This is a genomic window from Paenibacillus tabacirhizosphaerae, assembly GCF_040812395.1.
Lineage (GTDB): Bacteria > Bacillota > Bacilli > Paenibacillales > NBRC-103111 > Paenibacillus_E.
This window is the reverse complement of the sequence record NZ_JBFNXH010000026.1, coordinates 33,850-60,125: the sequence shown is the minus strand read 5'-3', so window position 1 is coordinate 60,125 and position 26,276 is coordinate 33,850. Positions and strand designations below refer to the sequence as shown.

Genomic DNA, 26,276 nt, shown 5'->3' with positions numbered 1-26,276 from the left:
AGAGTAGAACGTTGCCAAGCACTATGAAAAGCCTTTTTGAGAGCAATCTCAGGAAGGCTTTTTTGTTGTCTTTTCGAATAAAACAGCAGGGAAGGTCAACAATAGTAAGGCACACTTTTCGGTTCCGGATGTAGTTTTACTGGATTTTATGAGCGGTACTTGTCAAAAAGAAAGGAAATGATTATAATCTACTTAAGGTCAAAGAAAGTCAAAGTCAAGCGGGGATCCGCAAATAGTGTCTAAACTTTTATTGTCGTGATCCATGAAGTATGACCGTAATAAGTGGTAAGTTTAGACGCCATTCGAGTATACAAACTCGATGCAGTCGGATTCTTCTCCGTAAGCTTGTGTTTCACTTTGTGGGGCCAAGGTTACTTTAGCAATACAGGAGGATGAATTGATGCGCAATGTATCTGAAATTATTGAGCAGTATTTGAAACACGTTCTGCAGCAAAGTTCAGAGGGAGCAATCGAGATCCAACGCAACGATTTAGCCGATCAATTTCAATGTGTGCCTTCCCAAATCAACTATGTCATTAGCACACGGTTTACCTTGGAAAAGGGGTATCTTGTAGAGAGCAAGCGCGGTGGCGGGGGATATATCCGCATCCAAAAAATTGAGCTCAAGAGTCACGGATCGATTCTAGATCATATTTTTCGAACGATCCATACGCATATTGATCAAGTGACATCCGAAGGACTCGTATACCAGTTGCAGGAAGGTCACTATATTTCAGCTCGGGAGGCAAACCTTATTCGGGCAGCCATCTCTAGAGATGTTTTAACCTTCAAGCTTCCGCTGCGTGATGAGATTCGCGCCAAAATATTGAAGGCCATGCTGATTTCCTTGCTGAGCAGATGAGGAGGGCATATGAAATGATTTGTCAGGAGTGCGGTAAACGACCTGCGACTCTACATTTTACAAAGATCGTGAATGGCGACAAGAACGAGTTCCACATTTGCGAAAACTGTGCGCGCGAGAAGGGCGAGATGATTCCAGGAACGTCGAATGGATTTTCGATTCATAATCTTTTATCAGGGTTGCTTGATTTCGAACCTTCCTCGTTATCCGCGGCCAAGTCCCAGGCTATTCGTTGTGAGCACTGTGGATTGACATATTCGCAGTTCAGCAAGCTGGGGCGATTCGGCTGTGGTTCATGTTACAAGAGCTTTTCGGAAAAGTTGGATCCGCTGTTCAAAAGAGTTCACGGAAACATTGTCCATGTCGGCAAGGTTCCCAAGCGGTCTGGCGGCATTATTCAATATAAACGCGAAATTGATTCACTGAAGAAAGATATGATGACTCGCATCGAACGAGAAGAGTTCGAACAGGCGGCTAAAATTCGGGATCAGATTCGCGAAATCGAAAAAAAGATAGCCGGTACGTAGGCTCTTGAGGAAGGTGTGAATGGAGTGACACTGCAGCGTTTTACGGGAGATGCATTGAGTGAATGGATGAAGGGTGATGGACCTGAGTCGGATATCGTCATCAGCAGCCGGATTCGCATTGCACGTAACCTCAGGGACTATCCTTATCCAATGCTGGCTACCAATCAACAATCGCAAGAAGTGCTGGATCAATTGTCCGGGGTTCTTGAGAATGAAGAACTGGAGACGATAAGCAATTTTTCTCTAATCCCGTTATCTGAGCTTAATGAGTTAGAAAGAATGGTGCTTGTCGAAAAGCATTTGATTAGCCCCAATCTTGCGAATGAATCCAGAAATGGCGCGGTCATTTTAAGCGAAAATGAATCAATTAGCATTATGATCAATGAAGAGGATCATCTTCGCATACAATGTTTATGCCCAGGCTTTCAGATCAAAGAAGTGTGGGATTTGGCGAATCAAATTGATGATATTTTTGAAACGCAGCTTGATTACGGCTATGATGAGAAGAGAGGTTATCTCACGAGCTGTCCGACTAATGTCGGAACGGGAATCCGGGCTTCAGTGATGATGCATCTTCCTGCGTTGGTATTAAGCCAGCAAATTAACAGAATTTTATCAGCTGTAACGCAAGTTGGCTTAACGGTAAGAGGATTATATGGGGAAGGCAGCGAAGCTTTAGGAAACCTATTCCAAATATCGAACCAGATTACGTTAGGTCAATCTGAAGAAGAGATTATTGACAATCTCCACAGTGTAGCCAGACAAATTATTGAGCATGAGCGTGCTGCAAGGCATAAGCTGATGCAAGACTCCAGGATGCGAATCATTGATCGTGTGAACCGCTCCCTTGGGATTCTGTCATATGCGGGAATCATGGATTCCAAAGAGGCTGCACAGCGTTTGTCTGATGTTAGACTTGGCATTGATCTTGGCATTATTAACAATGTTTCGTCGAATGTGTTGAACGAGTTGTTAGTGATGACACAGCCGGGATTCCTTCAACAATACGCTGGTGAGAAGTTAACCGCAGATGAACGCGATATTCGTAGAGCCGAGTTGATTCGTGAAAGGTTCGGTCGCGTATAGCAACAAAAATAGATTCATCCTTTAGGATTTCCATAGATATACTACTTTTGGAGGTGTTCTCTATGATGTTTGGAAGATTTACGGAACGTGCGCAAAAGGTTCTCTCTCTTGCTCAAGAGGAGGCTGTTCGTTTAGGGCACAATAATATTGGTACTGAGCATATTTTACTTGGACTCATCCGTGAAGGGGAAGGTATTGCAGCTAAGGCGCTCGTTGCTTTAGGGCTAGGACTTGAGAAGATTCAAGATGAAGTGGAGTCCCTGATTGGCAGAGGCCAAGAACAACCGACCAACATTGCCTATACGCCAAGAGCTAAGAAAGTTATTGAGCTTTCTATGGATGAAGCGAGGAAATTGGGGCATACGTATGTAGGAACTGAGCATATTCTGCTCGGCCTAATCCGTGAAGGCGAGGGTGTTGCAGCGCGCGTGCTCAACAATCTGGGTGTCAGCTTGAACAAGGCTCGTCAACAAGTGCTCCAGCTTCTTGGCAGTAGTGAGACGGTGTCTCCGAACCATGGAAGCAATCAGAATGTGAACACGCCTACATTGGATGGCTTGGCAAGGGATCTTACGGCTTATGCTAAAGAAGGCCATCTGGATCCTGTAATTGGGCGGAGTAAAGAGATTGAGCGTGTCATCCAAGTATTGAGCCGCAGAACGAAAAATAACCCTGTGCTCATCGGTGAGCCCGGTGTCGGTAAAACAGCGATCGCCGAAGGTCTCGCGCAAAAAATTATTAACAATGAAATCCCTGAAACGTTGAAGGATAAAAGAGTTATGACGCTCGATATGGGTTCTGTCGTGGCAGGCACCAAGTATCGCGGCGAGTTTGAAGACCGTCTCAAAAAAATCATGGACGAAATTCGTCAAGCAGGCAACATCGTGTTGTTCATCGATGAGCTGCACACCTTGATTGGCGCTGGCGGTGCGGAAGGCGCGATCGATGCTTCGAACATCCTGAAGCCGGCACTTGCCAGGGGCGAGCTGCAGTGCATCGGGGCTACTACTCTCGATGAATATCGCAAATATATTGAGAAAGATGCCGCGCTGGAGCGTCGTTTCCAACCGATTACGGTGGATCAGCCTTCGCCAGAAGAAGCCGTTCAAATTCTTCATGGACTCCGCGATCGTTACGAGGCGCATCACCGCGTGAAGATCACGGATGCTGCGATTGAAGAAGCTGTGAAACTGTCGGATCGCTACATTACAGACCGCTTCCTGCCGGACAAAGCGATCGATTTAATTGATGAGGCAAGCTCCAAAGTGAGATTGCGTTCTTACACCGTACCGCCTTCTTTGAAACAGCTTGAGAACAAGCTTGACGACATTCGTAAAGAAAAAGACGCCGCCGTGCAAAGTCAAGAATTTGAAAAAGCCGCTGGCCTTCGCGATACGGAACAAAAACTGCGTGAAGAACTCGACACCACGAAAAATGAGTGGAAAGAAAAGCAGGGCCGTTTGGATACGGAAGTAACACCGGAAGATATCGCGCAAGTTGTTGCGAGTTGGACGGGTATTCCGGTAAGTAAACTAGCTGAAGAAGAAACCGAACGCTTGCTGAAAATGGAAGATATCCTTCATGAACGAGTAATCGGGCAAGAGGAAGCCGTCAAAGCGGTGAGCCGCGCGATCCGCCGTGCTAGAGCAGGATTGAAAGATCCGAAGCGTCCGATGGGTTCATTTATCTTCCTTGGACCTACAGGCGTAGGGAAAACTGAGTTAGCTAGAGCGCTCGCTGAATCGCTCTTCGGCGACGATAACGCAGTTATCCGCATCGACATGTCGGAATACATGGAGAAACATTCTACGTCCAGGCTGGTAGGGGCGCCTCCAGGATATGTCGGTTATGAGGAAGGCGGCCAATTGACCGAGAAAGTACGCCGCAAACCTTACTCCGTCGTGCTGCTTGATGAAATTGAGAAAGCACATCCGGAAGTGTTCAATATCTTATTGCAAGTGTTGGAAGATGGTCGTTTGACCGATTCCAAGGGCCGCACAGTCGACTTCCGCAATACGTTGATTATTATGACATCTAATGTTGGAGCCGATACCATCAAAAAGAACTCCACTCTTGGCTTTACAGCAGCGCAAGATGCAGGTAAAGATTATTCCAATATGAAGGACAAAGTGATGGGCGAGCTTAAGAAAAGCTTCCGTCCGGAGTTCCTTAACCGTATCGATGAAATTATTGTGTTCCACTCCTTGGATGAGGCACATATCGCTCGCATCGTAAGCTTGATGGCGGATGATCTTCGTAAACGTCTCAAGGAGCATGAGGTCGACTTCGCGCTTACCGATAAAGCGAAGCTGTTCCTGGCTAAGGAAGGCTTTGATCCGACCTATGGAGCAAGACCGCTGCGTAGAGCCATTCAAAAGCATATCGAGGATCGGTTGTCCGAGGAGCTGCTGAGAGGCAATATTTCCAAAGGAGATTCCTTGACCATTGATGAAAAAGAAGGCGAGCTTGTCGTCCTGAAGGGCGAAGGCGTAGCTGCACAGTAACAAAGCAAAAAAAGCATTTTGCTTCATCCAACTAGGGTGACCGCAAAATGCTTTTTTATGATGAAGTGAGTGTTTCGGCTTTTATGCGCTTTTGGGGGATTTGTTTGCCTCAGCCCTTTCACCGCTTACTGAAAAATGGTAAACTTTATTGGTAAGGATAGCCAAAAATTCCGTAAATGTTCCTAAAGGGAGTTACTAACGTCATGAGTAAACAGAAAACGAAATTTTGCTGTCAGGAATGCGGATATGAGTCGCCAAAATGGATGGGCAAGTGTCCAGGTTGTCAGTCGTGGAACACGATGGTGGAAGAAATAGAAACAGTTGTCCGCACACAGGGGATGCAGTCTTCGAGCTCTCGAACGAAAGAAAAAGCGACTCCCATCATACATATAGAAAGTGACCCGGAACCAAGGGTTATGACGAATAATAAAGAGCTGAATCGGGTATTAGGCGGCGGGATTGTACCGGGCTCTTTAATTTTAGTAGGTGGAGACCCGGGAATTGGCAAGTCAACCTTACTGCTGCAAACTTCATTTGCGCTCACGCAAGCACAGCAAAAAGTGCTTTATATATCTGGCGAGGAATCCGTTAAACAAACGAAGCTTCGCGCGGACCGGTTGAATGCGTCATCACCTCATCTTTATGTGCTCTGCGAAACGAACCTTGAGCTGATTGAGGAAGCCATTCAGGACATTAACCCTGATTTCTTAGTGATCGACTCCATCCAAACTGTCTATCATCCTGCTATTGCTTCCGCCCCTGGGACGGTAGGCCAGGTTCGAGAATGTACGGGTCACTTTATGAGAATAGCTAAAGGCAAGGGCATTGCAACTGTACTGGTCGGGCATGTGACCAAAGAAGGGGCTATCGCGGGTCCCCGAATGCTGGAGCATATGGTGGATTGCGTGCTTTACTTCGAAGGAGAGCGTCATCATTCCTATCGGTTGCTCAGAGCTGTGAAGAACCGTTTTGGTTCGACGAATGAAATTGGCATCTTTGAAATGCAGGAAGCTGGGCTTGTTGAAGTTAGCAACCCGTCTGAATTGTTTCTTTCAGAGAGGCCGCTGGGCGTGGCTGGTTCCACCGTTGTCGCCAGCATGGAAGGAACTCGCCCTGTGTTGGTGGAGATTCAAGCGTTGGTCTCAACAACGAATTTTCCGTCTCCGCGCAGAATGGCAACGGGCATCGATCATAACCGGTTATCCCTCATTATGGCGGTACTGGAGAAGCGGATGGGGCTTTTCCTGCAAAATCAAGACGCTTACCTTAATGTTGCCGGAGGCGTTAAGCTGGATGAACCGGCAGTAGATTTGGCTGTCGCCATCAGTATCGCTTCCAGTTTCAAGGATCAGCCCACTAGGCCCTATGATGTGGTGTTCGGCGAAATTGGATTGACGGGAGAAGTCCGAGGTGTTTCGCGGATCGATCAGCGAGTGAAGGAAGCGGAGAAGCTTGGCTTCCGCAGAGTCATTATGCCGGAGAAAAGCCTTAAAGGATGGACGCATCCCCCTGGCATGGAAATTATCGGAGTGAACACGGTGTCTGAAGCACTTAAAGCGGCGCTGAGTTAACACGTAGGCATTCAACCTGCAAGCATCAGGAGGAAAATGATGAGTAAAGAAGAGACAAAGCGTGACGTAATGAGCCAACTGCTGCAAATGGTAGCGCCAGGCACCCCGTTCCGCGATGGTTTAGAGAACGTTTTGCGCGCCAAAACGGGGGGGCTTATCGTAGTTGGCTATAGTCCAGAGGTCATGGAAATCGTCGACGGCGGATTCTCGATTGATTGCGATTTCTCCCCGAATTATTTATATGAACTCGCCAAAATGGATGGAGCTATTATCCTTAGCGAGGATATTAAGCGTATTTTATATGCGAACACACAGTTAATTCCGGATTCCTCCATTTCATCTTCAGAGACAGGAATACGCCACCGGACTGCGGAACGTGTCGCCAAGCAAACGAATAAGCTCGTCGTTTCGATCTCGCAGCGGCGGAATGTGATCACCCTGTACCAAGGTAATTTAAGATACGCACTGAAAGATATCGGAGTGATCCTCACTAAGGCGAATCAAGCGATTCAGACGCTGGAGAGATATAAGGTTGTTTTGGATCAGTCCTTGACGAATCTTAGTGCTTCTGAATTCGAGGAATTAGTGACGCTGCATGATGTGACGAATGTGATTGCCCGATTTGAAATGGTGCTGCGCATTAAATCGGAAATCAACCGATATATTAACGAGCTTGGCAATGAGGGTCGCTTAATCAGTATGCAGCTCGAAGAGCTCGTTGGGAATACGGAACTTGAAGCTCGTCTTCTTGTCAAAGATTATGTTCGTGAGCTGTCAGAGGAAAAGGTTAAAGAGATGCAAGCGGGCTTGAAGCGCCTCTCCTCCGACGAGCTGCTCGAGCCGCAGCAAATCATCCGCCTTCTTGGCTATCCGCATACGAATGCGATTGCTGAAGAGCCTGTATCGCCACGCGGCTTCCGTATGCTAGGCAAAATCCCACGACTCCCATCGATCATTATCGCAAATCTTGTCGAGAAATTCGGTTACTTGCCTCATATGATGATGGCCACAATTGAGGAGCTGGATGAAGTGGATGGAATTGGCGAAGTGAGAGCCCGCGCGATTAAAGAAGGTCTCAAACGAATTCAGGAACAAGTCTTCATTGACAGACATATTTAAAGTGGATACAATCATAAAGTATCATTATTGAGGTTTTATTAAGTTTGTATTAGGGTATAGTAAATCCAGAGGTGGACAAAAACATATGTTGACGAAATCAATTCCCAGTCTTTTTACAGTAGGGAACTTATTCCTAGGTGTTCTGTCGATTATTCTTGTCTTTAATGGTGAGGCTGGTCGCGCAGCGGTGCTCGTTATTGTTGCCATGTTGTTAGATGGACTTGACGGTCGCGTCGCTAGAGCTTTGAACGCTCAGAGCGAGTTTGGTAAAGAACTCGATTCCCTTTCCGATGTTATTTCTTTCGGAGTTGCTCCTGCCTTTATCATGTACGTTGTTGCTTTTAACGATCCCAATGTCATTAGCCCTGCCTTTGCATGGATTGTAACAGCCATCTTCCCGATTTGCGGAGCGCTCCGTTTGGCTCGTTTCAATGTTGTTGCCGGTACACCGGGATACTTTATTGGTCTTCCGATTCCAGCTGCGGGTGGCGTGCTTTGTACGTTGGCCTTATTCAATGCAGAAATCAACGTCTATGTGCTGTTGGTCAGTACCGTACTTCTTTCTTACCTGATGGTAAGCACAGTAAAGTACCCGAACTTCAAGAAAGCGGGTATTCCCAAAGCTGCGATCTGGATTACCCCAATTATCGTAGCTGCTGCTATTTTGATTGCGATTAAATGGCCGGAGTCGATTTCTAAAATGATTTTCGTACCGCTGCTGGGTTATGCGCTGTACGGCTTAAAAAAAAACGTTGATGGCATCTTCATCCGACTGCGCAGAAAGAACAAAAGACGCGCGGTTGAAGAAAACCACTCCGTGAAATCCGATTTATAAGCTTCGAAAATAAAAAGCATTTATTTTCTTCTGAATGGTTTCAGAGAAAATAAATGCTTTTTTTGTTTGCTTACAATCATCTTCATGACATGTTGAAAAGTCCTAGTGTCGTACATTTCTTGGATTCATTCTCAACGACTTGCTCCAAATTCACATCTAAAATGTTGCTTAGCGCCGACATATAGAAGAGGTTCCTTCCAAGCTCTGCACTTACAACTTCTGCGCAGTTCTCGCATAAGTGGCCGGATACATGGGTTCCAAGCACATCCTTGGCTTCATTCAAAGTCATCTCTGAATGGTAAGCCTGTTTGGCTGCGTGAAGCCCTATACATCCGCATTCTGTGATGGATTTGACCACAGAACGATTGGCAGCTGCGTTAGTTTGTTGGAACTTGGATAAGACGTCAAGCAAACTTCGGTGACGGAGTAACAATTCAGACACTTGATCTTGAAACTGTTTTAAAGTCAAGGAACTCATTCCATCCACCTCGAGTGTGTTTGTAAACTTCCAATTTCATTATATAGGAACCCCCCTAATATTTCAATTTTCCATGTTGTGAAATGATTAGCTATGGATAAATTGGAACATAATTGTAATAAGGCTTAAACATTGTTGATGTGGAGGTGAATCTATGATGAGGAAATGGATACAAATCATTTTTGCAATCATGGGTGGAAGTTTAGGTTATAAGTGGAGTGATTCTATACTTCGTCTGGCAGGGATGGCAACTGAAGATGGGCAAGCAATTTGGTTAAAAAGCTTATGCGTTGTCGCAATGGTTCTGGTTTCAGTATGGGTAGTCAATGTCGGAATGAAGTGGCTTGTGAGGGGAGAACAGAATGTTGAAAGCATTCCTGTATCTGATTTACTGGCAGGAACTATTGGGCTTGTTATAGGCCTTTTAATCGCGGTTTTGGCTTTTCCAGTGTTGGAGAAGGCAACATGGCTGGGTTCGTATTTGCCGGTTGTTACGGCGGGCACACTAGCTGTAATGGGTTATCGCATCGGATATAGTAAGCGTGATGAGCTCCTTCAGTTGTTCAAGAACATACGTTCGGGAGGTCAGGATAAGCAGACGCATCGCCCCTACGAAGAACACAAAATTCTGGATACGAGCGTCATTATTGATGGTCGAATCGCCGATATTTGCAAAACTGGCTTTATTGAAGGCACGTTGGTTATTCCGGAATTTGTCTTGGAGGAATTGCAGCACATCGCGGATTCATCGGATCTGCTCAAACGCAATCGCGGCCGGCGCGGGCTGGACATTTTGAACAAGATCCAAAAAGAACTTGAAGTGAAAGTGCTCATCTATGAGGGAGATTTTGAAGAAATTTCCGAGGTGGATAGCAAGTTGGTTCGTTTAGCGAAGGTGTTGCAGGGTAAAGTGATTACGAATGATTTTAATTTAAATAAAGTATGTGAACTGCAAGGGGTTTCGGTACTAAACATTAATGATCTTGCGAATGCGGTTAAGCCTGTCGTGCTGCCTGGAGAAGAAATTATTGTTCAAGTCATTAAAGACGGTAAAGAGCATGGACAAGGTGTCGCCTATCTCGACGATGGAACGATGATTGTCGTTGAAGGTGGCCGTGAGTTTATTGGATCTACACTCGAGGTCATGGTAACCAGTGTGCTGCAAACTTCAGCAGGCCGAATGATATTCGCCAAACCAAAATTGTTGGAAAAAGCACAGTAAAACCAGTATGATAGGGGGAGCGGGAAACGCAGTAGGCGTTTGAAAAGCAAGTTTTCCTACGGAAAACTAAGTAGCGCTTACGAAGTAAGGTTTCCTGCGGAAAACTCTAGGGTGGGGACATTATGGGGAAGCTTGGGGTTGTCATCGTGGCGGCGGGCAAAGGCTCACGCATGCGAACGGCTGAGAGCAAGCAATATTTAATGCTCGGACAGAAGCCGATTCTGGTACATACCTTGCAATTATTTCAAAACATACATGAAGTGGATGAAATCATTTTGGTAGTTGGGGAAGCCGATGTAGAGCGCTGTAAGGCTTATGTTAAGGACCACACGTTATCTAAAGTAACTAGTGTACTAGCGGGAGGCGCTGAGCGTCAAGAATCGGTTAAGCATGGACTGAGTGCTCTTCACAACGATACGGAATGGGTGCTTGTGCATGATGGTGTGCGGCCTTTCGTGAAAATGGAACATGTGTTCGATTGCATTGAGAAGGCTCATATGGATGATGCAGCTGTGCTCGCTGTCCCAGTGAAGGACACGATTAAGATTGTTGATGCAGCAAAACAAATCCAATCTACGCCAGATAGACGAAGCTTGTGGGCGATCCAAACGCCGCAAGCTTTTCGGCTTTCCCTTCTGAAGGAAGCGCATGAGCGAGCGGAGCGCGACGGTTTTATCGGGACTGATGATGCCATGCTGGTGGAGAGATTAGGCACAACCGTCCATGTGGTCGAAGGGGACTATTATAATATCAAAATTACGACCCCCGAAGACATGCCTTGGGCAGAATGGATATTACACAATGCAAGAGGAGAGGGACTTCAATGATTCGAGTTGGACAAGGTTTTGACGTTCATCAACTGGTGGAAGGACGCAAATGCATAATCGGAGGTGTCACCATTCCCTATGAAAAGGGGCTGCTTGGCCACTCTGACGCCGACGTGCTGCTGCATGCCGTTAGCGATGCGATCCTTGGAGCGCTGGGTCTTGGTGATATCGGTAAGCATTTCCCTGACACGGCGGCAGAGTTCAAGGATGCAGATAGTCTTGTTTTGTTAAAGCACGTATGGCAGCTGGCCAAAGAGAGAGGCTACCGTCTGGGGAATGCGGATTCAACGATTATTGCGCAAAAGCCAAAGATGGCGCCGTACATACCGCAAATGGTTGAAATTATTGCCGAGGCGCTCGATGCGAAGCCAGAGCAAGTGAATGTTAAAGCGACGACGACAGAACAGCTTGGCTTTACCGGCCGTGGAGAAGGGATCGCAGCGCAATCGGTTGTTTGTTTAATTCGAGATGTGCTAGAATAGCAGATATTCATTATCGGGGAAAAGAGGGTTAACTATCATGAATCAGCCTTTACGTGTGCGCTATGCACCAAGTCCGACGGGACATTTACATATTGGCGGCGCTCGGACGGCGCTGTTTGATTATCTTTTGGCTCGCCGAGATGGCGGTGCGTTTATTGTACGTTTTGAAGATACGGATCAGACCCGCCATAAGGAATCGGGGATTAACGATCAATTGAGTGGCCTGAGATGGCTAGGGCTGGAGTGGGACGAGAGTGTAGATATCGGAGGGCCATACGGTCCTTATCGTCAAATGGAGCGTCTGGACATCTACCGCCCCTATGCTGAGCAATTGATTCGTGATGGACATGCCTACCATTGCTACTGCTCCGAGCATGATTTGGAGCAGGAGCGCGAAGCGCAGGAGGCACGCGGCGAGATGGGCGGATACTCCGGGAAATGCCGCAATCTGACGCCCGAGCAAGTAGCGGCTTATCAGGCAGAAGAACGCAAGCCTTCAACGCGTTTCCGCGTGCCTGCAGATCGTATCATCGGTTTTGAAGATAAAGTGCGTGAACATGTCGAGTTCGAATCGAATGGCATTGGCGATTTCATTATCGTGCGTGCCGATGGTATCCCTACTTACAATTTCGCAGTTATACTTGACGACCACTTGATGAAAATCAATTTGGTTATTCGCGGTGAAGAGCATCTGTCCAACACCCCTAGACAAATATTGATGTACGAAGCACTGGGGCTTCCGATTCCTGAATTTGCCCATTTAGCACTAATTCTCAATCAAGATCGTAAAAAAATGAGCAAACGCGATGAGTCTATCATCCAGTTTATCGAGCAATACAAAGAACTAGGCTACCTTCCTGAAGCGGTAGTGAACTTTATCGCGCTGCTCGGCTGGTCACCAGGCGGCGAAGAAGAGATTTTCACCAAGGAAGAGTTGATTGCTCAGTTTGATTTGGACCGCGTTTCGAAAAGTCCGGCTGTTTTTGATATGGACAAGTTGAACTGGATGAACAATCATTATTTGAAAAAAGCGCCGCTAGACCGCGTCGTGGAGCTATGCGTGCCTCACTTGCAAAAAGCCGGTTATATCCAAGCGGAATTGGATGCAGCGGCTCAGGAATGGGTTTCCGCATTGGTTGGTCTGAACCAAGAGAGAATGCGTTTTGCCGCAGAAATCGTCGCGCTGTCCAGCCTATTCTTTCAAGACGTGCCGGTCATTGATGAAGAAGCGGCTGCTATCCTGAAAGAAGAACATGTTCCAATTGTTCTGGCAAGTTTTCTTCAGCAAGTAGAGCAAGCGGAATCGTTCACTGTGGAAGCGATACCTGCGCTGCTTAAACAAGTGCAGAAAGATACAGGGTTCAAAGGCAAACAATTGTTCATGTCGATTCGTTCTGCGCTGACCGGTCAAGTACACGGCCCGGATTTGAACATGTCCCTATATTTGCTCGGGAAAGAAAAAGTCGCTTCCCGCCTTCGGAACTTATTGTAAAGCGAGATTCTTTTCGCTATACTTAATTCAATATCCAAAGCGACGATCAGGAGAGTACGTTTAACTAGGGATTTATCAGAGAGGATAATCGGAGCCGTTGGCTTCGGCTGTGAGTTATCCAATCCCTGTAACCGGAAATGCACCTGGGAGCAGCCGCGCCGAAATCTCGTAAGAGTATGGTAGGCGTTGCCGGAACCCCACGTTACGGGGATCGAGTTGGGAGACTTCCGAGTCACCAAGCAGAGTGGAACCGCGGGTACACGCCTCTGCAGCCTTAGGGCTGCGGGGGCTTTTTGCATTAAAGCTAATCTACGAAGAAGGTGAAAAAACATGTGGAGAACGATCAAATCCGATATATCTGCCGTATTCGATAACGACCCGGCCGCGCGCAGTTGGTTCGAAGTTGCGTTTACGTATTCCGGACTTCACGCGATTTGGGCGCATCGGATCGGTCACTGGTTCTATACAAAAGGCATGTTTACGATTGCCCGGATTATTTCCCAATGGAGCCGTTTCATGACAGGGATTGAGATTCATCCCGGTGCGACAATTGGGAAACGGTTGTTTATTGATCATGGCATGGGGGTCGTCATCGGAGAAACCTGTGAGATCGGCGACGACGTTATTCTATACCAAGGCGTGACCCTTGGCGGCACCGGGAAAGAGAAGGGGAAGAGACATCCAACCATTGGCAATAATGTAGTTGTAGGCTCCGGCGCCAAAATACTCGGCTCTTTCACAGTCGGTGAAAATGCGCGAGTCGGCCCTAATGCTATCGTGATTAAGGAAGTTCCCCCCAACAGTACGATCGTGACCACCCCAGGCAAAATAGTGAAGCGGGATGGCATACGCGTGAATCGATTGGATCATGCCAGCTTGCCTGACCCGGTTATCGATATATTTGAAGAATTGCAACAGCAAATCAATGAATTAAAGAAACAGCTCGAACAAGAACGGCTAAAGAATGGAGGCGCGAGAGAGCATGACGCTCAGAGTGTATAATACATTAACGCGTAAGAAAGAAGAGTTCATTCCGATCGAACCGAACAAAGTAAAGATGTACGTTTGCGGTCCAACTGTCTATAACTACATTCATATCGGGAATGGCAGACCGGTTATTTTCTTTGATGTCGTGCGCCGTTATTTGGAATCGCAGAAATACGAAGTGAGCTACATTACGAACTTTACCGATGTCGATGATAAAATGATTCGTAAAGCCGAGGAAATGGAAGTGACCGTGCCGCAGTTGGCGGAAACGTTCATTCAAGCATTTCTGGAGGATATTAGAGCCCTTGGCGTTCATGAAGCTACGCTTAATCCGCGTGTAACAGAGAATATCCAAGAAATTATCGATTTCATAGCCGCTTTGGTAGATACCGATTATGCATACGAAAGCCGCGGTGACGTATACTACCGCACGAGCAAGTTCGCTGAATACGGCAAATTGTCTCATCAGAACCTGGAAGAGCTTCAGTACGGAATCCGAATTGAAGTGGGTGATCGAAAAGAAAACCCGCAAGATTTCGTGTTGTGGAAATCGGCAAAACCCGGAGAGATATATTGGGATAGCCCGTGGGGGCAAGGCCGTCCAGGATGGCACATTGAATGCTCGGCTATGGTACGCAAATATTTGGGCGAAACGATTGATATTCATGGCGGCGGCCAAGATTTAACCTTCCCCCATCATGAATGCGAGATTGCGCAAACGGAGGCAGTTACGGGTCATCCCATGGCTAACTACTGGCTGCACAATGCTTTCCTTAACATCGATAATGAAAAAATGTCCAAATCGCTGGGCAACGGTATTTTGATACGCGACCTGATCAAGCAAATCAAGCCGCAGGTATTCCGTTTCTTCATGCTCTCTGCCCACTATCGCAATCCACTGAACTTCAGCGACGAAAGTTTGAAGCAAGCAGCTAATGGACTGGAACGTATTCAGAATGCATACGATAACCTCAAACATCGCTTGGCCACTGCATCCGCTTCGCAAGAGGGTGAAATCGAAGTCAAGTTGACGGAACGCGTCGCCGCGATTGCGCGTCAATTCGATGACAAAATGGACGATGATTTCAACACGCCGGATGCCATCACCGCTGTATTCGATCTTGTTGCCGAAGCGAATTTGTATTTGCAACAGGAGCGGGTAAGTGCAGTGGCACTGCAGCATTTTCTAAATCAGTTGCAAGCCTTCGATCAGGTTCTGGGGCTGTTGTCGCAGGTAGCTGAGGAATTGCTGGATGAAGAAGTCGAACAGCTCATCGTCGATCGGACGGAAGCCCGCAAGTCTAAAAATTGGGCGCGTGCTGACGAAATTCGCGACCTGCTCACAGAGAAAGGGATATTCCTAGAGGATACGCCTCAAGGAATACGCTGGCGCCGCAAATGAGCCATCCATTTTCAGAAGCGGCGAACCTGTTCCATTTTCCGCCTTCCAAAAGTCCGCATCTATTGAACCCGCTTGTGCTCGCTTATATAGGAGACGCGGTTTATGAAGTATATATTCGGCAGTATGTTATTTCCGGTAATAACCATAGACCGAATCATTTGCACAAAGCGGCAACTACGTTTGTATCTGCCAAAGCGCAATCGAAGCTATTGGAATCGCTGATGCCGATGCTCACGGAAGAGGAAGTCGACATGGTCAAGCGGGGACGCAATGCCAAATCAGGAACAACAGCCAAAAATGCGGATGTGTTGGAATACCGGCACAGTACCGCATTTGAGTGCTTAATCGGCTATTTATACTACAAGCAATCGTTTGAACGGTTAAGGGAAATTTTGGATTTTGCGCTCGATTCAAGGCGTCAATCGACCACTTAAATAAAGGGTTACGAAGCAAGTTTTGGGAGGATCAATATGGAAGAAGAATATATTGGCGGGAAGCACTCTGTGTTAGAGGCGCTCCGTTCTGGTCGAACAATAAACAAAATATGGCTGGCAGAAAATGCGCAGAAACAATTTGCTGCTCCCATCGTGGCAGAAGCCAAAAATAACGGAATTATTGTACAGTTCACGGACAAGCGCAAGCTGGATCAAATGGCTGAAGGCCTTCAGCATCAAGGTGTGGTTGCTCAAGTTGCTGCATATGAGTATGTGGAAGTCGAGGATATTTTAGCAAAAGCCAAAGAAAAGGGAGAAGATCCATTCATCCTTATTTTGGATGAGATCGAAGACCCGCATAATTTAGGCTCAATTCTTAGAACTGCCGACTGCACAGGTGTGCATGGCGTCATTATTCCCAAAAGACGTTCCGTTGGACTGACAGCTACAGTTTCCAAAACTTCAGCAGGAGCCGTTGAGTATGTGCCTGTGGCTCGGGTTACGAACATTGCCCAGACCATTGAACAGTTGAAAGAAGAGGGCGTTTGGGTAGCAGGCACCGACGTGGTTGGAGCTCAAGAAGTATATAAGTCAAACTTTAAAATGCCAATTGCTCTTGTCATCGGAAACGAAGGTAAGGGAGTAGGTCGATTAATTAAAGAAAAATGCGATTTCCTGGTCAAGCTGCCGATGGCAGGACATATCAACTCGCTCAATGCTTCCGTGGCCGCGGGTGTGCTGATGTACGAAGTGGTTAGACAGCGAAGCCTGAGCTAAAGCGTATGGAAGAGTTTCTGATCGTGGATGGGTACAATATCATTGGAGCTTGGCCCCAGCTTAGCAGGCTGAAGGACATTGATCTTGAAGGAGCCAGGGACAAGCTTATACATATGCTGGCGGAATATCAGTCTTTTTCCGGGATGAAAGTCTATCTCGTATTTGATGCGTACATGGTCCCGGGACTTGGCAAGAAATACTTGCAGAGCAAGCTTGATGTCCTCTATACCAAAGAGAAGGAAACCGCTGACGAGCTTATTGAACGGTTAGTTGTCAATCTCATGGGCAGGCGTAAGCAGATCTACGTTGCAACCTCTGATATGATCGAGCAGCATGTTATATTCGGTAAAGGCGCGCTGCGTCTTCCTGCGAATGAGCTTCTAGTCAAAATCACCCAAAGTCGCAAAGAAGTGCGTGAACGGATCCATCCAGAAGCGACTTCCAAACGGAATCCGATAGCCGGTAAACTAAATTCTGAGCTTATCGAGCAGCTTGAACGATGGCGCAGAGGCGAACGATAATCCTCCAAATGCTAGAAATGACGCGGTTCCCCGTTGACGGTGTAAGATTTCATCATGTATACTTAACCTAAACTTTTTGTGAATCTGGGTAGTGCTGCAGGCCGGAGGGATCGTTAGTGAGTGTCGACCTCAAAGAATTGAGAATGTATGATTATGACCTCAAGCCAGATGAAGACATAGTCGAGGCAGTCCGTGAAGGCAGTAGTGAAGCGCTGGAATACCTAATCAATAAATATAAGAATTTCGTTCGTGCCAAAGCACGTTCCTATTTCTTGATAGGCGCAGATCGAGAAGACATTGTGCAAGAAGGCATGATAGGTTTGTATAAATCTATTCGCGACTTCCGCGGGGACAAGCTTGCTTCATTCAAAGCTTTTGCTGAGCTGTGCATTACGAGACAGATCATCACGGCGATTAAGACAGCGACTCGTCAGAAGCATATTCCTTTAAACTCCTACGTGTCATTGGACAAGCCTATCTACGATGAAGATTCTGATCGCACGCTGCTTGATGTTATAAGTGGTTCCCGAGTAACGGATCCAGAAGAACTAGTCATTAATCAAGAAGAGTTTACAGGTCTTGAAGATAAAATGGGTGAGATCCTGAGCGATTTGGAGCGTAGAGTGCTCATGCTCTATTTGGATGGTAGATCCTATCAAGAGATTGCGGTCGATCTTGACCGGCATGTAAAGTCGATTGATAACGCGCTTCAACGGGTTAAGCGTAAACTTGAACGATATTTAGAAGTCAGAGATTTATAAAAGGCAAGACCAGAAGCATCCGCGGCGCGGGTGCTTTTCATTTTCAGAGGTTTAATATTCGAAAGCATCGTCTATAATGATGATACTCTCTTGGATAGCAAATCTTTGGCATAGAATAGAGGCAAATGACATACTTCTTCCTTGACACCCAGTTGTGGGTTGTGATAAAGTATTTCAGGTAGCCCTAAAAGTCGCTTTCTTTTTGATGCGCTTCGAAGGGCTTTAATTAGAAAGTGTCTGTAGGAGGTGTACATCATGCGGGTTATCATCACATTAGCGTGCACAAATTGCAAACAAAGAAACTATGCATCCACTAAAAATAAGCGCAACAATCCCGACCGTATTGAGTTGAAGAAATATTGCAGATTTTGCAATGAACATACTGCTCATCGCGAGACTAGGTAGTTCTTTGGAGGTGTAGTTTGTGGCGTTCTTGGCTAGAATGAGACAAAGCTTCGGGTCCACGTTTTCCTTCTTCACCGACAGTTGGTCAGAACTCAAAAAAGTCAAGTGGCCAAGCCGCAAAGAAATGACTACCTACACACTTGTTGTAATAGGTACGGTAGCATTTGTTGCTGTTTATTTCTTTGTACTGGATCTTGGAATTTCTGAGTTGCTGCGCCTTGTTTTTAAATAAACAGGACTATAGGTGAATTTATTCATGGAAAAAAGATGGTACGTCGTACATACCTATTCCGGGTATGAAAACAAAGTAAAAGCCAACCTAGAGAAACGCGTTGAATCCATGGAAATGACGGACAAGATCTTCCGCGTCCTTGTGCCGATGGAAGAAGAACTGGTGAACAAAGATGGCAAGAAGAAAACGGTCATGCGTAAAGTTTACCCGGGATATGTTCTTGTGGAAATGATTCAAACAGATGACTCTTGGTACGTAGTACGCAATACGCCGGGAGTTACTGGATTCGTAGGTTCTACGGGATCAGGCTCTAAACCGACTGCACTTCTGCCTGAGGAAGTGGAATCCATCCTGAAGCATATGGGTATGGAAGAGCCGAAGGCGAAGATTGACTTCGAACTCAAAGAGACCGTACGCGTCAAGGTGGGGCCTTTTGCAAACTTTGTTGGATCAGTAGAAGAAATTGTCGCTGACAAAGGCAAACTTAAGGTACACGTCAATATGTTTGGTAGGGAAACCCCGCTTGAGTTGGATTTCGACCAAGTGGAAAAGCTATAAAACAAGACAACCAAGGGTTTCTACCAGGTCTATTCCTCGGGATAGACCTTCGTTAGTGGGAGGGTTCTGTGCCCGTCTAACCACACTATGTGCAAGGAGGTGTCCAACATGGCAAAAAAGGTTATTAAAATCGTGAAGCTGCAAGTTCAAGCTGCGAAAGCGAATCCAGCACCACCTATCGGTCCAGCTTTGGGTCAAGCGGGTGTGAACATTATGGCATTCTGTAAAGAGTTTAACGCTCGTACTGCAGATCAAGCGGGTCTTATCATTCCGGTTGAAATTACAGTATTCGAAGATCGTTCCTTTACATTTATCACAAAAACGCCTCCGGCTGCAGTTCTTCTTCGCGTCGTTGCTGGTATCGAAAAAGGATCCGGTGAACCAAACAAAAAGAAAGTTGCAACTGTGAAGCGCGCGAAAGTTCGCGAAATCGCTGAGCAAAAAATGCCTGACTTAAATGCTGCATCCGTTGAGGCTGCAATGCGTATGGTTGAAGGTACTGCTCGCAGCATGGGAATCGTCATCGAAGATTAATTCCGCAAGGAATGCGGCTTAGAGTTTTCGCAGAAAACTTTCTTCGTAAGCATTTTACGTAGATGCCGCTCGGTGGGAGGATTATCCGCTAATACCACTAAGGAGGATTTTGATTATGCCTAAACACGGTAAAAAATACCGCGAAGTGTCTCAGTTGGTTAACGCTGAAACTTTGTATGATCCGTCAGAAGCAATCGAGCTTGTTAAGAAAACAGCTCCTGCTAAATTTGATGAAACTGTGGATATCGCAGTTCGTCTGGGTGTAGACCCAAGAAAACAAGACCAGGCTGTTCGTGGCGTTGTTGTACTTCCACACGGAACTGGTAAAACGAAACGTGTACTTGTATTTGCCAAAGGCGAGAAAGCGAAAGAAGCTGAAGCAGCTGGTGCAGATTTTGTTGGTGATGCTGACATGATCAACAAAATTCAACAAGGTTGGTTCGAATTTGACGTTTGCGTAGCTACTCCTGACATGATGAGCGAAGTTGGTAAACTGGGTCGTATCCTCGGGGGTAAAGGTTTAATGCCAAACCCTAAAGCAGGAACAGTTACTTTCGACGTTACCAAAGCTGTTCAAGAGATCAAAGCTGGTAAAATCGAATACCGTCTTGATAAAGCAGGACAAATTCATGCTCCACTTGGTAAAGTTTCTTTCGATGCTGATAAGTTGAACGAAAACTTTAAAGCATTGGTAGACGCGCTCTTGAGAGCAAAACCAGCAGCTGCTAAAGGTGTTTACCTGAAAAACATTGCTGTTTCCTCGACAATGGGACCAAGCGTTCGTGTGAACCTGCAATCCTTCAGATAAGAAAAACCATCCAGTTGACTTCGTTAGCTGGTCGTGATAATCTATCTAAGGTCTTAAAAATGAATATGCAAACCGTAGACAGTAGGTGCCGACAAGCTTAATTTCCTACCGAGGTGTTATGATATATACAGCGATTTCTTTGTTTGACAAGGAAAAAGTGAACACATCATGCCTTCGTAGCGTCTACGAAGGCATTTCTTATTTGAAAATAAGAAATGCTGATGCTCCTACTGTTTACGTAGTGAAAGATACAAATGCATAAGAAGTGAGGTGTACTATGGCAAACGCGAAAATTCTTGCAGAGAAAGAACAAGCTGTAGCTGAAGTAACTGAGAAGCTAAAAGCTAGCTCTTGTACAATCGTTGCAGACTACCGCGGATTGAACGTAGCTCAAGTAACTCAGCTGCGTAAATCTTTGCGCGAAGCTGGTATCGAATTTACAGTCCTTAAGAATACATTGGCAAGACGCGCAACAGCAAACGCTGAGTTGAGTGCATTGGATGAGTACCTAACTGGTCCTACAGCCATTGCTTTCAGCAAAGACGATGTTGTCGCTCCTGCTAAAATCTTGACTGAATTTGCGAAAAAGAATGATCAATTGAGCGTGAAAGCTGGCGTGGTTGAAGGCCGCGTAGTTGGATACGATCAAATCAAAGCACTTGCAGAGCTTCCTTCCAAAGAAGGTCTTCTCTCCATGTTGCTTAGCGTTCTTCAGGCTCCAGTTCGTAACTTTGCACTTGCTGTTAAAGCAGTTGCTGAGAAAAAAGAAGCTGAAGGTCAAGCTTAATCTTGTTTTACAACAACCCAAAAATTTATTAATGATAACGGAGGTTTAACCATGAGTAACAATGCAACTATCCTAGAAGCAATCAAAGGCATGACAATCTTGGAACTGAATGATCTGGTTAAAGCAATTGAAGAAGAGTTTGGCGTAACTGCAGCAGCTCCAGTAGCAGCAGCAGGCGGCGCAGTAGCAGCGGTTGAAGAAGCACAAACTGAGTTTGATGTTATCTTGACTAACGCAGGCGCATCCAAAATCAACGTAATTAAAGTTGTTCGCGAAATCACAGGTCTTGGCCTGAAAGAAGCGAAAGATTTGGTAGACGGCGCTCCTAAGCCAATCAAAGAAAAAGTTGGCCAAGAAGAAGCAGAAGCAGTAAAAGCAAAACTTACAGAAGCAGGCGCTACTGTAGAAGTGAAGTAATTTTTCAATCAGGGAACCTCTTGAAGCTTGACTTCAAGAGGTTTTTTTCACTGAATAGGAAAGCTGCATGATTACACAGAATCGGCGATTTTCCTATTCGGTTAAAGAAGAGGAGGCATTTTTAGCGTGTCAGAGCACTATTATACAAAGCGACCGTCGGTAGAGCGTGACTTGCATACAACGAAAGAGTTGTTAAGAGGCAGAGAATTTACTTTTATGACGGATGCGGGCGTATTTTCGAAAAAAGGCGTGGATTATGGCAGCAAGCATCTAATTGAAACGATGGTGTTGCGTCAGGATGCGAAAGTTCTCGATGTAGGCTGCGGCTATGGACCTATAGGTTTGACAGCGGCACTGATGTGTCCAAAGGGTCACGTCACGATGGTAGATATCAATGAGAGAGCGATCGAACTGGCAATTGATAACGCGAAACGCAATGGGATCACCAATGTAACGATCTTGCAAAGTGATCTGCTGGATGAAGTAAAAGAGGAAAAGTTCAATGTTGTATTAACCAACCCGCCGATTCGCGCTGGCAAAGAGGTGGTGCATCGCATATTTACGGATGCCTATGATTGTTTGGAATCCGGTGGGTCGATATGGGTGGTCATTCAGAAGAAGCAGGGAGCTCCTTCGGCAATGGCAAAGCTTGAAGCGGTATATGGTGAGGTAGTCGAAGTGTCTAAGGATAAGGGTTACAGAATACTGAAAGCAACAAAGCCCTAAAAATAAAAAAAGATAGTGGGAATTTGTTTGACTTGACTTTTTATATGTGGTATCATTGAAAAATGTCAGTATTAAGATGGGACACATGTCTTTAGTTAATAAAAATGTCAAGTCTTTTTTTCATTCGAGATGAATAAAATTTTAACCTGTAACGTATAATGTTGGAATTTTAGGAAACTCTAACAGGATGAGAAGAAATATCTGGAAAAGTCTTGTCGAACAACAGAGAAAAACCTCCATCCATACAGTCGCTTGATTCGGACGGGCTCCAATATCGGAGGCGTCCTGAGTGTACGTCGGTAGAAGTTTTTCTTCTTTCTTTTTATTTATTGAGTAGACTTGAGGGGTGAATGAAAGTTGGCGGGACATCTTGTTCAATTTGGACGACGTAAACGCAGGACTTATGCACGAATTAATGAGGTGCTGGGGATTCCAAACCTGATTGAAATCCAGCAAAAATCGTATGAGTGGTTTTTGGAAGAGGGACTCAGAGAAATGTTTCAAGATATCTCCCCGATTCAGGATTTTACGGGTAACCTGGTACTGGAGTTTATTGACTATAGCTTAGGCGATCCTAAGTATTCTGTTGATGAATCCAAAGAACGCGACGTAACATATGCGGCGCCGTTAAGAGTCAAAGTCCGTTTGATCAACAAAGAAACCGGCGAGGTCAAAGAACAAGAAGTGTTCATGGGTGATTTCCCTATTATGACCGATACGGGAACCTTTATTATCAACGGTGCGGAGCGTGTAATCGTCTCCCAGCTCGTTCGTTCTCCCAGTGTCTATTATAGCACGAAAGTGGATAAAAACGGCAAAAAAACTTACACGGCAACTGTCATTCCGAACCGTGGCGCATGGTTGGAACTTGAAACGGATGCGAAAGATATCATCTATGTTCGTATTGATCGCACGCGTAAAATTCCTGTCACAGTACTGCTTCGCTCTTTAGGTTTCGGTACGGATGCAGAGATTCTGGATCTGCTTGGCGATAATGAGTATATCCGGAATACGCTCGATAAAGATAATACAGATTCTACGGAAAAAGCGCTCATTGAAATCTATGAACGTCTTCGTCCAGGCGAGCCACCGACGCTTGATAATGCTAGAAGCTTGCTTGTAGCTCGTTTCTTTGATCCGAAGCGTTATGATTTGGCGAATGTAGGTCGTTATAAAATTAACAAAAAGCTTCACATCAAAAATAGATTGTTTAATCAGCGTTTGGCTGAAACCTTGGTCGATTCGGAAACGGGTGAGATCATTGCAGAGGCTGGTCAGTTGCTAGATCGTCGCACTCTGGATGAGATTCTTCCTTTTATTGAAAAAGGTGCGGGCTTTAAAGAATTCTCAATCCCTAATGGCGTGACTGAGGCGGATAGTATACCGGTTCAATGTATTAACGTTTATTCGCCTAATGAAGAAGGTAAGGTTGTGAAAGTAATTTCTAACGGCGTCATTGACAAATCCGTTAAGAACATCACGCCTGCCGATATTATTTCATCCATTAACTATTTTATTAACTTGCTGCACGGTATTGGTAATACGGATGATATTGACCATCTGGGTAACCGCAGACTCCGTTCCGTAGGTGAGTTGCTTCAAAATCAATTCCGTATTGGTTTGTCCCGTATGGAGCGTGTTGTACGTGAGCGGATGTCAATCCAAGACGCTAATGTGATTACGCCTCAGGCTCTAATCAATATTCGTCCTGTTATTGCATCGATTAAAGAGTTCTTCGGAAGCTCACAGCTCTCTCAGTTTATGGATCAAACGAATCCGCTGGCTGAATTGACGCACAAACGTCGTCTTTCTGCACTCGGACCCGGCGGTTTGACGAGAGAGCGCGCGGGTATGGAAGTTCGTGACGTGCATCACTCTCATTATGGACGTATGTGCCCGATTGAGACCCCCGAGGGTCCGAATATCGGTTTGATCAACTCCTTGTCGACGTTTGCTCGCATTAACGAATATGGCTTCATCGAGGCGCCATACCGTTGGGTAGATCCGAAGACTAGCGTTGTTACGGAACAAATCGTATACATGACAGCGGATGAAGAGGATAACTATGTTATCGCGCAAGCAAATGCTGTTCTGACAGAAGAAGGGAAATTCGTTGAGGAATCTATTATTGTTCGTTACAAAGACGATAACTTAACACTTCCTGTTGAACGTGTCGATTACATGGACGTTTCGCCGAAACAAGTTGTTTCCGTGGCGACAGCGCTCATTCCGTTCCTTGAAAACGATGACTCTAACCGCGCCCTCATGGGTTCGAACATGCAGCGCCAAGCAGTTCCGCTGCTTATCCCGAAAGCTCCGTTGGTAGGTACAGGTATGGAGCATAAGGTTGCTAAGGACTCGGGAGTATGTATTGTATCCAAATTTGACGGAATTATTGAAAAAGCAGCTGCGAATGAAATTTGGCTGCGCCGCCAAGAATTGGTTGATGGCAAATTAGTTAACGGGAATATCGTTAAATATAAATTGCATAAATTCATGCGTTCTAACCAAGGTACTTGTATCAACCAACGTCCGATTGTGAAAAAAGGGCAATTGGTTAAAGCGGGAGACATTCTTGCTGACGGTCCTTCGACAGAACAAGGTGAATTGGCGCTTGGTCGCAACGTAGTCGTTGCCTTCATGACTTGGGAAGGTTATAACTACGAGGATGCGATCCTGCTCAGCCAAAAACTCGTTAAAGAAGATGTGTATACTTCGATTCATATTGAAGAATACGAGTCGGAAGCGCGTGATACGAAGCTTGGACCTGAAGAAATCACTCGTGATATTCCAAACGTGGGGGAAGATGCGCTTAAAAACCTCGACGAGCGCGGGATTATCCGTGTCGGTGCAGAAATAAGCGCAGGAGATATTCTCGTAGGTAAAGTAACGCCTAAGGGTGTAACTGAATTGACTGCGGAAGAAAGATTGCTCCATGCCATCTTCGGTGAGAAGGCTCGTGAGGTCCGTGATACGTCCCTACGGGTGCCGCATGGTACCGATGGTATCGTAGTCGATGTGAAAGTATTTACACGTGAGAACGGCGATGAGCTGCCTCCAGGTGTGAATCAATTGGTTCGCGTTTATATTGCACAAAAACGGAAAATTTCCGAAGGTGACAAAATGGCGGGCCGTCACGGAAACAAAGGGGTAGTAGCACGTATTCTTCCTGAGGAAGATATGCCGTTCCTGCCGGATGGTACACCTGTTGAGGTCGTGTTGAACCCGCTTGGTGTTCCGTCCCGTATGAACATCGGTCAAGTGCTTGAGGTTCACTTGGGTATGGCGTCCAAATTCTTGGGTATTCATGCAGCTACGCCTGTATTTGACGGAGCGCGTGAATATGACGTATTCGATGCGATGGAAGAAGCAGGCATGCAGCGTAGCGGTAAAACGATCCTATACGATGGTCGTACAGGAGAATCGTTTGAACGAGAAGTTACTGTAGGCGTCATGTATATGATTAAACTGGCGCACATGGTTGACGATAAAATTCATGCTCGGTCCACAGGACCTTACTCGCTTGTTACACAGCAGCCGCTGGGTGGTAAAGCGCAGTTCGGTGGGCAACGTTTCGGGGAGATGGAAGTGTGGGCGCTTGAGGCTTACGGAGCCGCTTATACACTGCAAGAAATCCTTACAGTCAAGTCAGATGACGTGGTTGGTCGTGTGAAGACGTACGAATCTATCGTCAAAGGCGAGAATGTTCCAGAACCAGGCGTACCAGAATCATTCAAAGTTTTGATCAAAGAGCTTCAAAGCTTAGGCATGGATGTCAAAATCCTATCAGGTAACGAAGAAGAGATTGAAATGAAAGAAATGGATGACGAGGACGAAGTCACTAGCGATAAATTGAACCTGAATTTAGAAGGATCCGAATTAGGGGTCGAATAAACTTTTACGTAATTGATCGAGCACGATC

27 protein-coding genes and 1 other annotated feature are annotated in these 26,276 nt (G+C 45.9%); of the genes, 26 read left to right on the top strand and 1 reads right to left on the bottom strand.

The annotated features are described in order from the left end of the window. Positions 1-400: 400 nt before the first annotated feature. The 7 genes from ABRS97_RS26475 (at position 401) to pssA (ending at position 8,504) form a co-directional block, all read left to right on the top strand. Positions 401-862: a CtsR family transcriptional regulator gene (locus ABRS97_RS26475; protein WP_367818987.1), complete on the top strand. Its 462-nt coding sequence runs from the start codon at positions 401-403 to the stop codon at positions 860-862. A 14-nt stretch (positions 863-876) separates the two neighbouring features. Next, on the top strand, positions 877-1,389 hold the full coding sequence (gene mcsA / locus ABRS97_RS26470) for a protein-arginine kinase activator protein McsA (RefSeq protein WP_367818986.1): 513 nt from the start codon (positions 877-879) through the stop codon (positions 1,387-1,389). Positions 1,390-1,413: 24 nt separating this feature from the next. Continuing rightward, the gene (gene mcsB, locus ABRS97_RS26465; protein ID WP_367818984.1) at positions 1,414-2,475 is read left to right on the top strand and encodes a protein-arginine kinase McsB; all 1,062 of its coding nucleotides are present in this window, start codon (positions 1,414-1,416) and stop codon (positions 2,473-2,475) included. Between the two features lie 62 nt (positions 2,476-2,537). Beyond that, the gene (gene clpC, locus ABRS97_RS26460; RefSeq protein WP_367818982.1) at positions 2,538-4,979 is read left to right on the top strand and encodes an ATP-dependent protease ATP-binding subunit ClpC; all 2,442 of its coding nucleotides are present in this window, start codon (positions 2,538-2,540) and stop codon (positions 4,977-4,979) included. Positions 4,980-5,182: 203 nt separating this feature from the next. Beyond that, positions 5,183-6,550 carry a DNA repair protein RadA gene (gene radA, locus ABRS97_RS26455; protein WP_367818980.1) on the top strand — a complete coding sequence of 456 codons (1,368 nt, stop codon included), beginning with the start codon at positions 5,183-5,185 and terminating at the stop codon, positions 6,548-6,550. Between the two features lie 39 nt (positions 6,551-6,589). Then, positions 6,590-7,669, top strand: coding sequence for a DNA integrity scanning diadenylate cyclase DisA (disA, locus tag ABRS97_RS26450; protein WP_367818978.1), 1,080 nt, complete (start codon positions 6,590-6,592; stop codon positions 7,667-7,669). A gap of 85 nt (positions 7,670-7,754) precedes the next feature. Continuing rightward, positions 7,755-8,504, top strand: a complete 750-nt coding sequence (gene pssA / locus ABRS97_RS26445) for a CDP-diacylglycerol--serine O-phosphatidyltransferase (RefSeq protein WP_367818976.1) — start codon at positions 7,755-7,757, stop codon at positions 8,502-8,504. Positions 8,505-8,586: 82 nt separating this feature from the next. Here the strand turns inward: pssA and ABRS97_RS26440 are convergent, their stop codons facing one another. Continuing rightward, the gene (locus tag ABRS97_RS26440) at positions 8,587-8,982 is read right to left on the bottom strand and encodes a DUF1573 domain-containing protein (protein WP_367818974.1); all 396 of its coding nucleotides are present in this window, start codon (positions 8,980-8,982) and stop codon (positions 8,587-8,589) included. 157 nt (positions 8,983-9,139) lie between these two features. On the opposite strand from ABRS97_RS26440, the gene ABRS97_RS26435 reads away from it, so the two are divergent. The 19 genes from ABRS97_RS26435 to rpoB all read left to right on the top strand — a co-directional run bounded on the left by ABRS97_RS26435 (position 9,140) and on the right by rpoB (position 26,248). Then, on the top strand, positions 9,140-10,204 hold the full coding sequence (locus tag ABRS97_RS26435) for a PIN/TRAM domain-containing protein (RefSeq protein ID WP_483312502.1): 1,065 nt from the start codon (positions 9,140-9,142) through the stop codon (positions 10,202-10,204). 122 nt (positions 10,205-10,326) lie between these two features. Next, positions 10,327-11,031 (top strand): 2-C-methyl-D-erythritol 4-phosphate cytidylyltransferase, encoded by a 705-nt coding sequence (gene ispD / locus ABRS97_RS26430; RefSeq protein WP_483312501.1) that lies wholly within the window; start codon positions 10,327-10,329, stop codon positions 11,029-11,031. Continuing rightward, on the top strand, positions 11,028-11,513 hold the full coding sequence (gene ispF / locus ABRS97_RS26425) for a 2-C-methyl-D-erythritol 2,4-cyclodiphosphate synthase (protein ID WP_367818970.1): 486 nt from the start codon (positions 11,028-11,030) through the stop codon (positions 11,511-11,513). The genes ispD and ispF overlap by 4 nt, the downstream gene beginning before the upstream one ends. Before the next feature lie 37 nt (positions 11,514-11,550). Continuing rightward, on the top strand, positions 11,551-13,005 hold the full coding sequence (gene gltX / locus ABRS97_RS26420) for a glutamate--tRNA ligase (protein ID WP_367818968.1): 1,455 nt from the start codon (positions 11,551-11,553) through the stop codon (positions 13,003-13,005). A gap of 330 nt (positions 13,006-13,335) precedes the next feature. After that, entirely contained in the window at positions 13,336-14,007 is a 672-nt protein-coding gene (cysE, locus tag ABRS97_RS26415) for a serine O-acetyltransferase (protein WP_367818966.1), read from the top strand. Next, entirely contained in the window at positions 13,988-15,394 is a 1,407-nt protein-coding gene (gene cysS, locus ABRS97_RS26410) for a cysteine--tRNA ligase (protein WP_367818964.1), read from the top strand. Before cysE ends, cysS begins: the two co-directional genes overlap by 20 nt. Further along, entirely contained in the window at positions 15,391-15,828 is a 438-nt protein-coding gene (locus ABRS97_RS26405) for a Mini-ribonuclease 3 (RefSeq protein ID WP_367818962.1), read from the top strand. Before cysS ends, ABRS97_RS26405 begins: the two co-directional genes overlap by 4 nt. Before the next feature lie 36 nt (positions 15,829-15,864). After that, entirely contained in the window at positions 15,865-16,605 is a 741-nt protein-coding gene (rlmB, locus tag ABRS97_RS26400) for a 23S rRNA (guanosine(2251)-2'-O)-methyltransferase RlmB (protein ID WP_367818961.1), read from the top strand. Positions 16,606-16,610: 5 nt separating this feature from the next. Continuing rightward, a complete protein-coding gene (locus ABRS97_RS26395) occupies positions 16,611-17,126 on the top strand; it encodes an NYN domain-containing protein (protein ID WP_367818959.1) in 516 nt (171 codons plus the stop codon). 116 nt (positions 17,127-17,242) lie between these two features. After that, positions 17,243-17,887, top strand: a complete 645-nt coding sequence (sigH, locus tag ABRS97_RS26390) for an RNA polymerase sporulation sigma factor SigH (RefSeq protein WP_028557511.1) — start codon at positions 17,243-17,245, stop codon at positions 17,885-17,887. 255 nt (positions 17,888-18,142) lie between these two features. After that, the gene (gene rpmG / locus ABRS97_RS26385; RefSeq protein ID WP_134756045.1) at positions 18,143-18,292 is read left to right on the top strand and encodes a 50S ribosomal protein L33; all 150 of its coding nucleotides are present in this window, start codon (positions 18,143-18,145) and stop codon (positions 18,290-18,292) included. Positions 18,293-18,311: 19 nt separating this feature from the next. Then, positions 18,312-18,524, top strand: a complete 213-nt coding sequence (gene secE / locus ABRS97_RS26380; RefSeq protein ID WP_367818958.1) for a preprotein translocase subunit SecE — start codon at positions 18,312-18,314, stop codon at positions 18,522-18,524. 24 nt (positions 18,525-18,548) lie between these two features. Further along, positions 18,549-19,082, top strand: a complete 534-nt coding sequence (gene nusG, locus ABRS97_RS26375; protein ID WP_367818956.1) for a transcription termination/antitermination protein NusG — start codon at positions 18,549-18,551, stop codon at positions 19,080-19,082. A 108-nt stretch (positions 19,083-19,190) separates the two neighbouring features. Then, complete coding sequence (gene rplK / locus ABRS97_RS26370; RefSeq protein WP_126144112.1) at positions 19,191-19,616, top strand: 50S ribosomal protein L11; 426 nt, start codon at positions 19,191-19,193, stop codon at positions 19,614-19,616. 115 nt (positions 19,617-19,731) lie between these two features. Then, complete coding sequence (rplA, locus tag ABRS97_RS26365; RefSeq protein ID WP_367818955.1) at positions 19,732-20,424, top strand: 50S ribosomal protein L1; 693 nt, start codon at positions 19,732-19,734, stop codon at positions 20,422-20,424. Between the two features lie 54 nt (positions 20,425-20,478). Then, positions 20,479-20,633 (top strand) — a sequence feature (ribosomal protein L10 leader region). 68 nt (positions 20,634-20,701) lie between these two features. Then, on the top strand, positions 20,702-21,211 hold the full coding sequence (rplJ, locus tag ABRS97_RS26360) for a 50S ribosomal protein L10 (RefSeq protein WP_367818953.1): 510 nt from the start codon (positions 20,702-20,704) through the stop codon (positions 21,209-21,211). A 51-nt stretch (positions 21,212-21,262) separates the two neighbouring features. Beyond that, complete coding sequence (gene rplL, locus ABRS97_RS26355) at positions 21,263-21,628, top strand: 50S ribosomal protein L7/L12 (protein WP_367818951.1); 366 nt, start codon at positions 21,263-21,265, stop codon at positions 21,626-21,628. A gap of 126 nt (positions 21,629-21,754) precedes the next feature. Continuing rightward, a complete protein-coding gene (locus ABRS97_RS26350) occupies positions 21,755-22,354 on the top strand; it encodes a class I SAM-dependent methyltransferase (protein ID WP_367818950.1) in 600 nt (199 codons plus the stop codon). A 357-nt stretch (positions 22,355-22,711) separates the two neighbouring features. Continuing rightward, a complete protein-coding gene (gene rpoB, locus ABRS97_RS26345; RefSeq protein ID WP_367818948.1) occupies positions 22,712-26,248 on the top strand; it encodes a DNA-directed RNA polymerase subunit beta in 3,537 nt (1,178 codons plus the stop codon). Positions 26,249-26,276 lie beyond the last annotated feature (28 nt).

Excerpts from the sequence above, each read along its gene's own strand:
- ABRS97_RS26475 (WP_367818987.1), top strand. The coding sequence starts at position 401 with ATGCGCAATGTATCTGAAATTATTGAGCAGTATTTGAAACACGTTCTG.
- mcsA (WP_367818986.1), top strand. The coding sequence starts at position 877 with ATGATTTGTCAGGAGTGCGGTAAACGACCTGCGACTCTACATTTTACA.
- clpC (WP_367818982.1), top strand. The coding sequence starts at position 2,538 with ATGATGTTTGGAAGATTTACGGAACGTGCGCAAAAGGTTCTCTCTCTT.
- radA (WP_367818980.1), top strand. The coding sequence starts at position 5,183 with ATGAGTAAACAGAAAACGAAATTTTGCTGTCAGGAATGCGGATATGAG.
- disA (WP_367818978.1), top strand. The coding sequence starts at position 6,590 with ATGAGTAAAGAAGAGACAAAGCGTGACGTAATGAGCCAACTGCTGCAA.
- pssA (WP_367818976.1), top strand. The coding sequence starts at position 7,755 with ATGTTGACGAAATCAATTCCCAGTCTTTTTACAGTAGGGAACTTATTC.
- ABRS97_RS26440 (WP_367818974.1), bottom strand. The coding sequence starts at position 8,982 with ATGAGTTCCTTGACTTTAAAACAGTTTCAAGATCAAGTGTCTGAATTG.
- ABRS97_RS26435 (WP_483312502.1), top strand. The coding sequence starts at position 9,140 with ATGAGGAAATGGATACAAATCATTTTTGCAATCATGGGTGGAAGTTTA.
- ispD (WP_483312501.1), top strand. The coding sequence starts at position 10,327 with ATGGGGAAGCTTGGGGTTGTCATCGTGGCGGCGGGCAAAGGCTCACGC.
- ispF (WP_367818970.1), top strand. The coding sequence starts at position 11,028 with ATGATTCGAGTTGGACAAGGTTTTGACGTTCATCAACTGGTGGAAGGA.
- gltX (WP_367818968.1), top strand. The coding sequence starts at position 11,551 with ATGAATCAGCCTTTACGTGTGCGCTATGCACCAAGTCCGACGGGACAT.
- cysE (WP_367818966.1), top strand. The coding sequence starts at position 13,336 with ATGTGGAGAACGATCAAATCCGATATATCTGCCGTATTCGATAACGAC.
- cysS (WP_367818964.1), top strand. The coding sequence starts at position 13,988 with ATGACGCTCAGAGTGTATAATACATTAACGCGTAAGAAAGAAGAGTTC.
- ABRS97_RS26405 (WP_367818962.1), top strand. The coding sequence starts at position 15,391 with ATGAGCCATCCATTTTCAGAAGCGGCGAACCTGTTCCATTTTCCGCCT.
- rlmB (WP_367818961.1), top strand. The coding sequence starts at position 15,865 with ATGGAAGAAGAATATATTGGCGGGAAGCACTCTGTGTTAGAGGCGCTC.
- ABRS97_RS26395 (WP_367818959.1), top strand. The coding sequence starts at position 16,611 with ATGGAAGAGTTTCTGATCGTGGATGGGTACAATATCATTGGAGCTTGG.
- rpmG (WP_134756045.1), top strand. The coding sequence starts at position 18,143 with ATGCGGGTTATCATCACATTAGCGTGCACAAATTGCAAACAAAGAAAC.
- nusG (WP_367818956.1), top strand. The coding sequence starts at position 18,549 with ATGGAAAAAAGATGGTACGTCGTACATACCTATTCCGGGTATGAAAAC.
- rplK (WP_126144112.1), top strand. The coding sequence starts at position 19,191 with ATGGCAAAAAAGGTTATTAAAATCGTGAAGCTGCAAGTTCAAGCTGCG.
- rplA (WP_367818955.1), top strand. The coding sequence starts at position 19,732 with ATGCCTAAACACGGTAAAAAATACCGCGAAGTGTCTCAGTTGGTTAAC.
- rplJ (WP_367818953.1), top strand. The coding sequence starts at position 20,702 with ATGGCAAACGCGAAAATTCTTGCAGAGAAAGAACAAGCTGTAGCTGAA.
- rplL (WP_367818951.1), top strand. The coding sequence starts at position 21,263 with ATGAGTAACAATGCAACTATCCTAGAAGCAATCAAAGGCATGACAATC.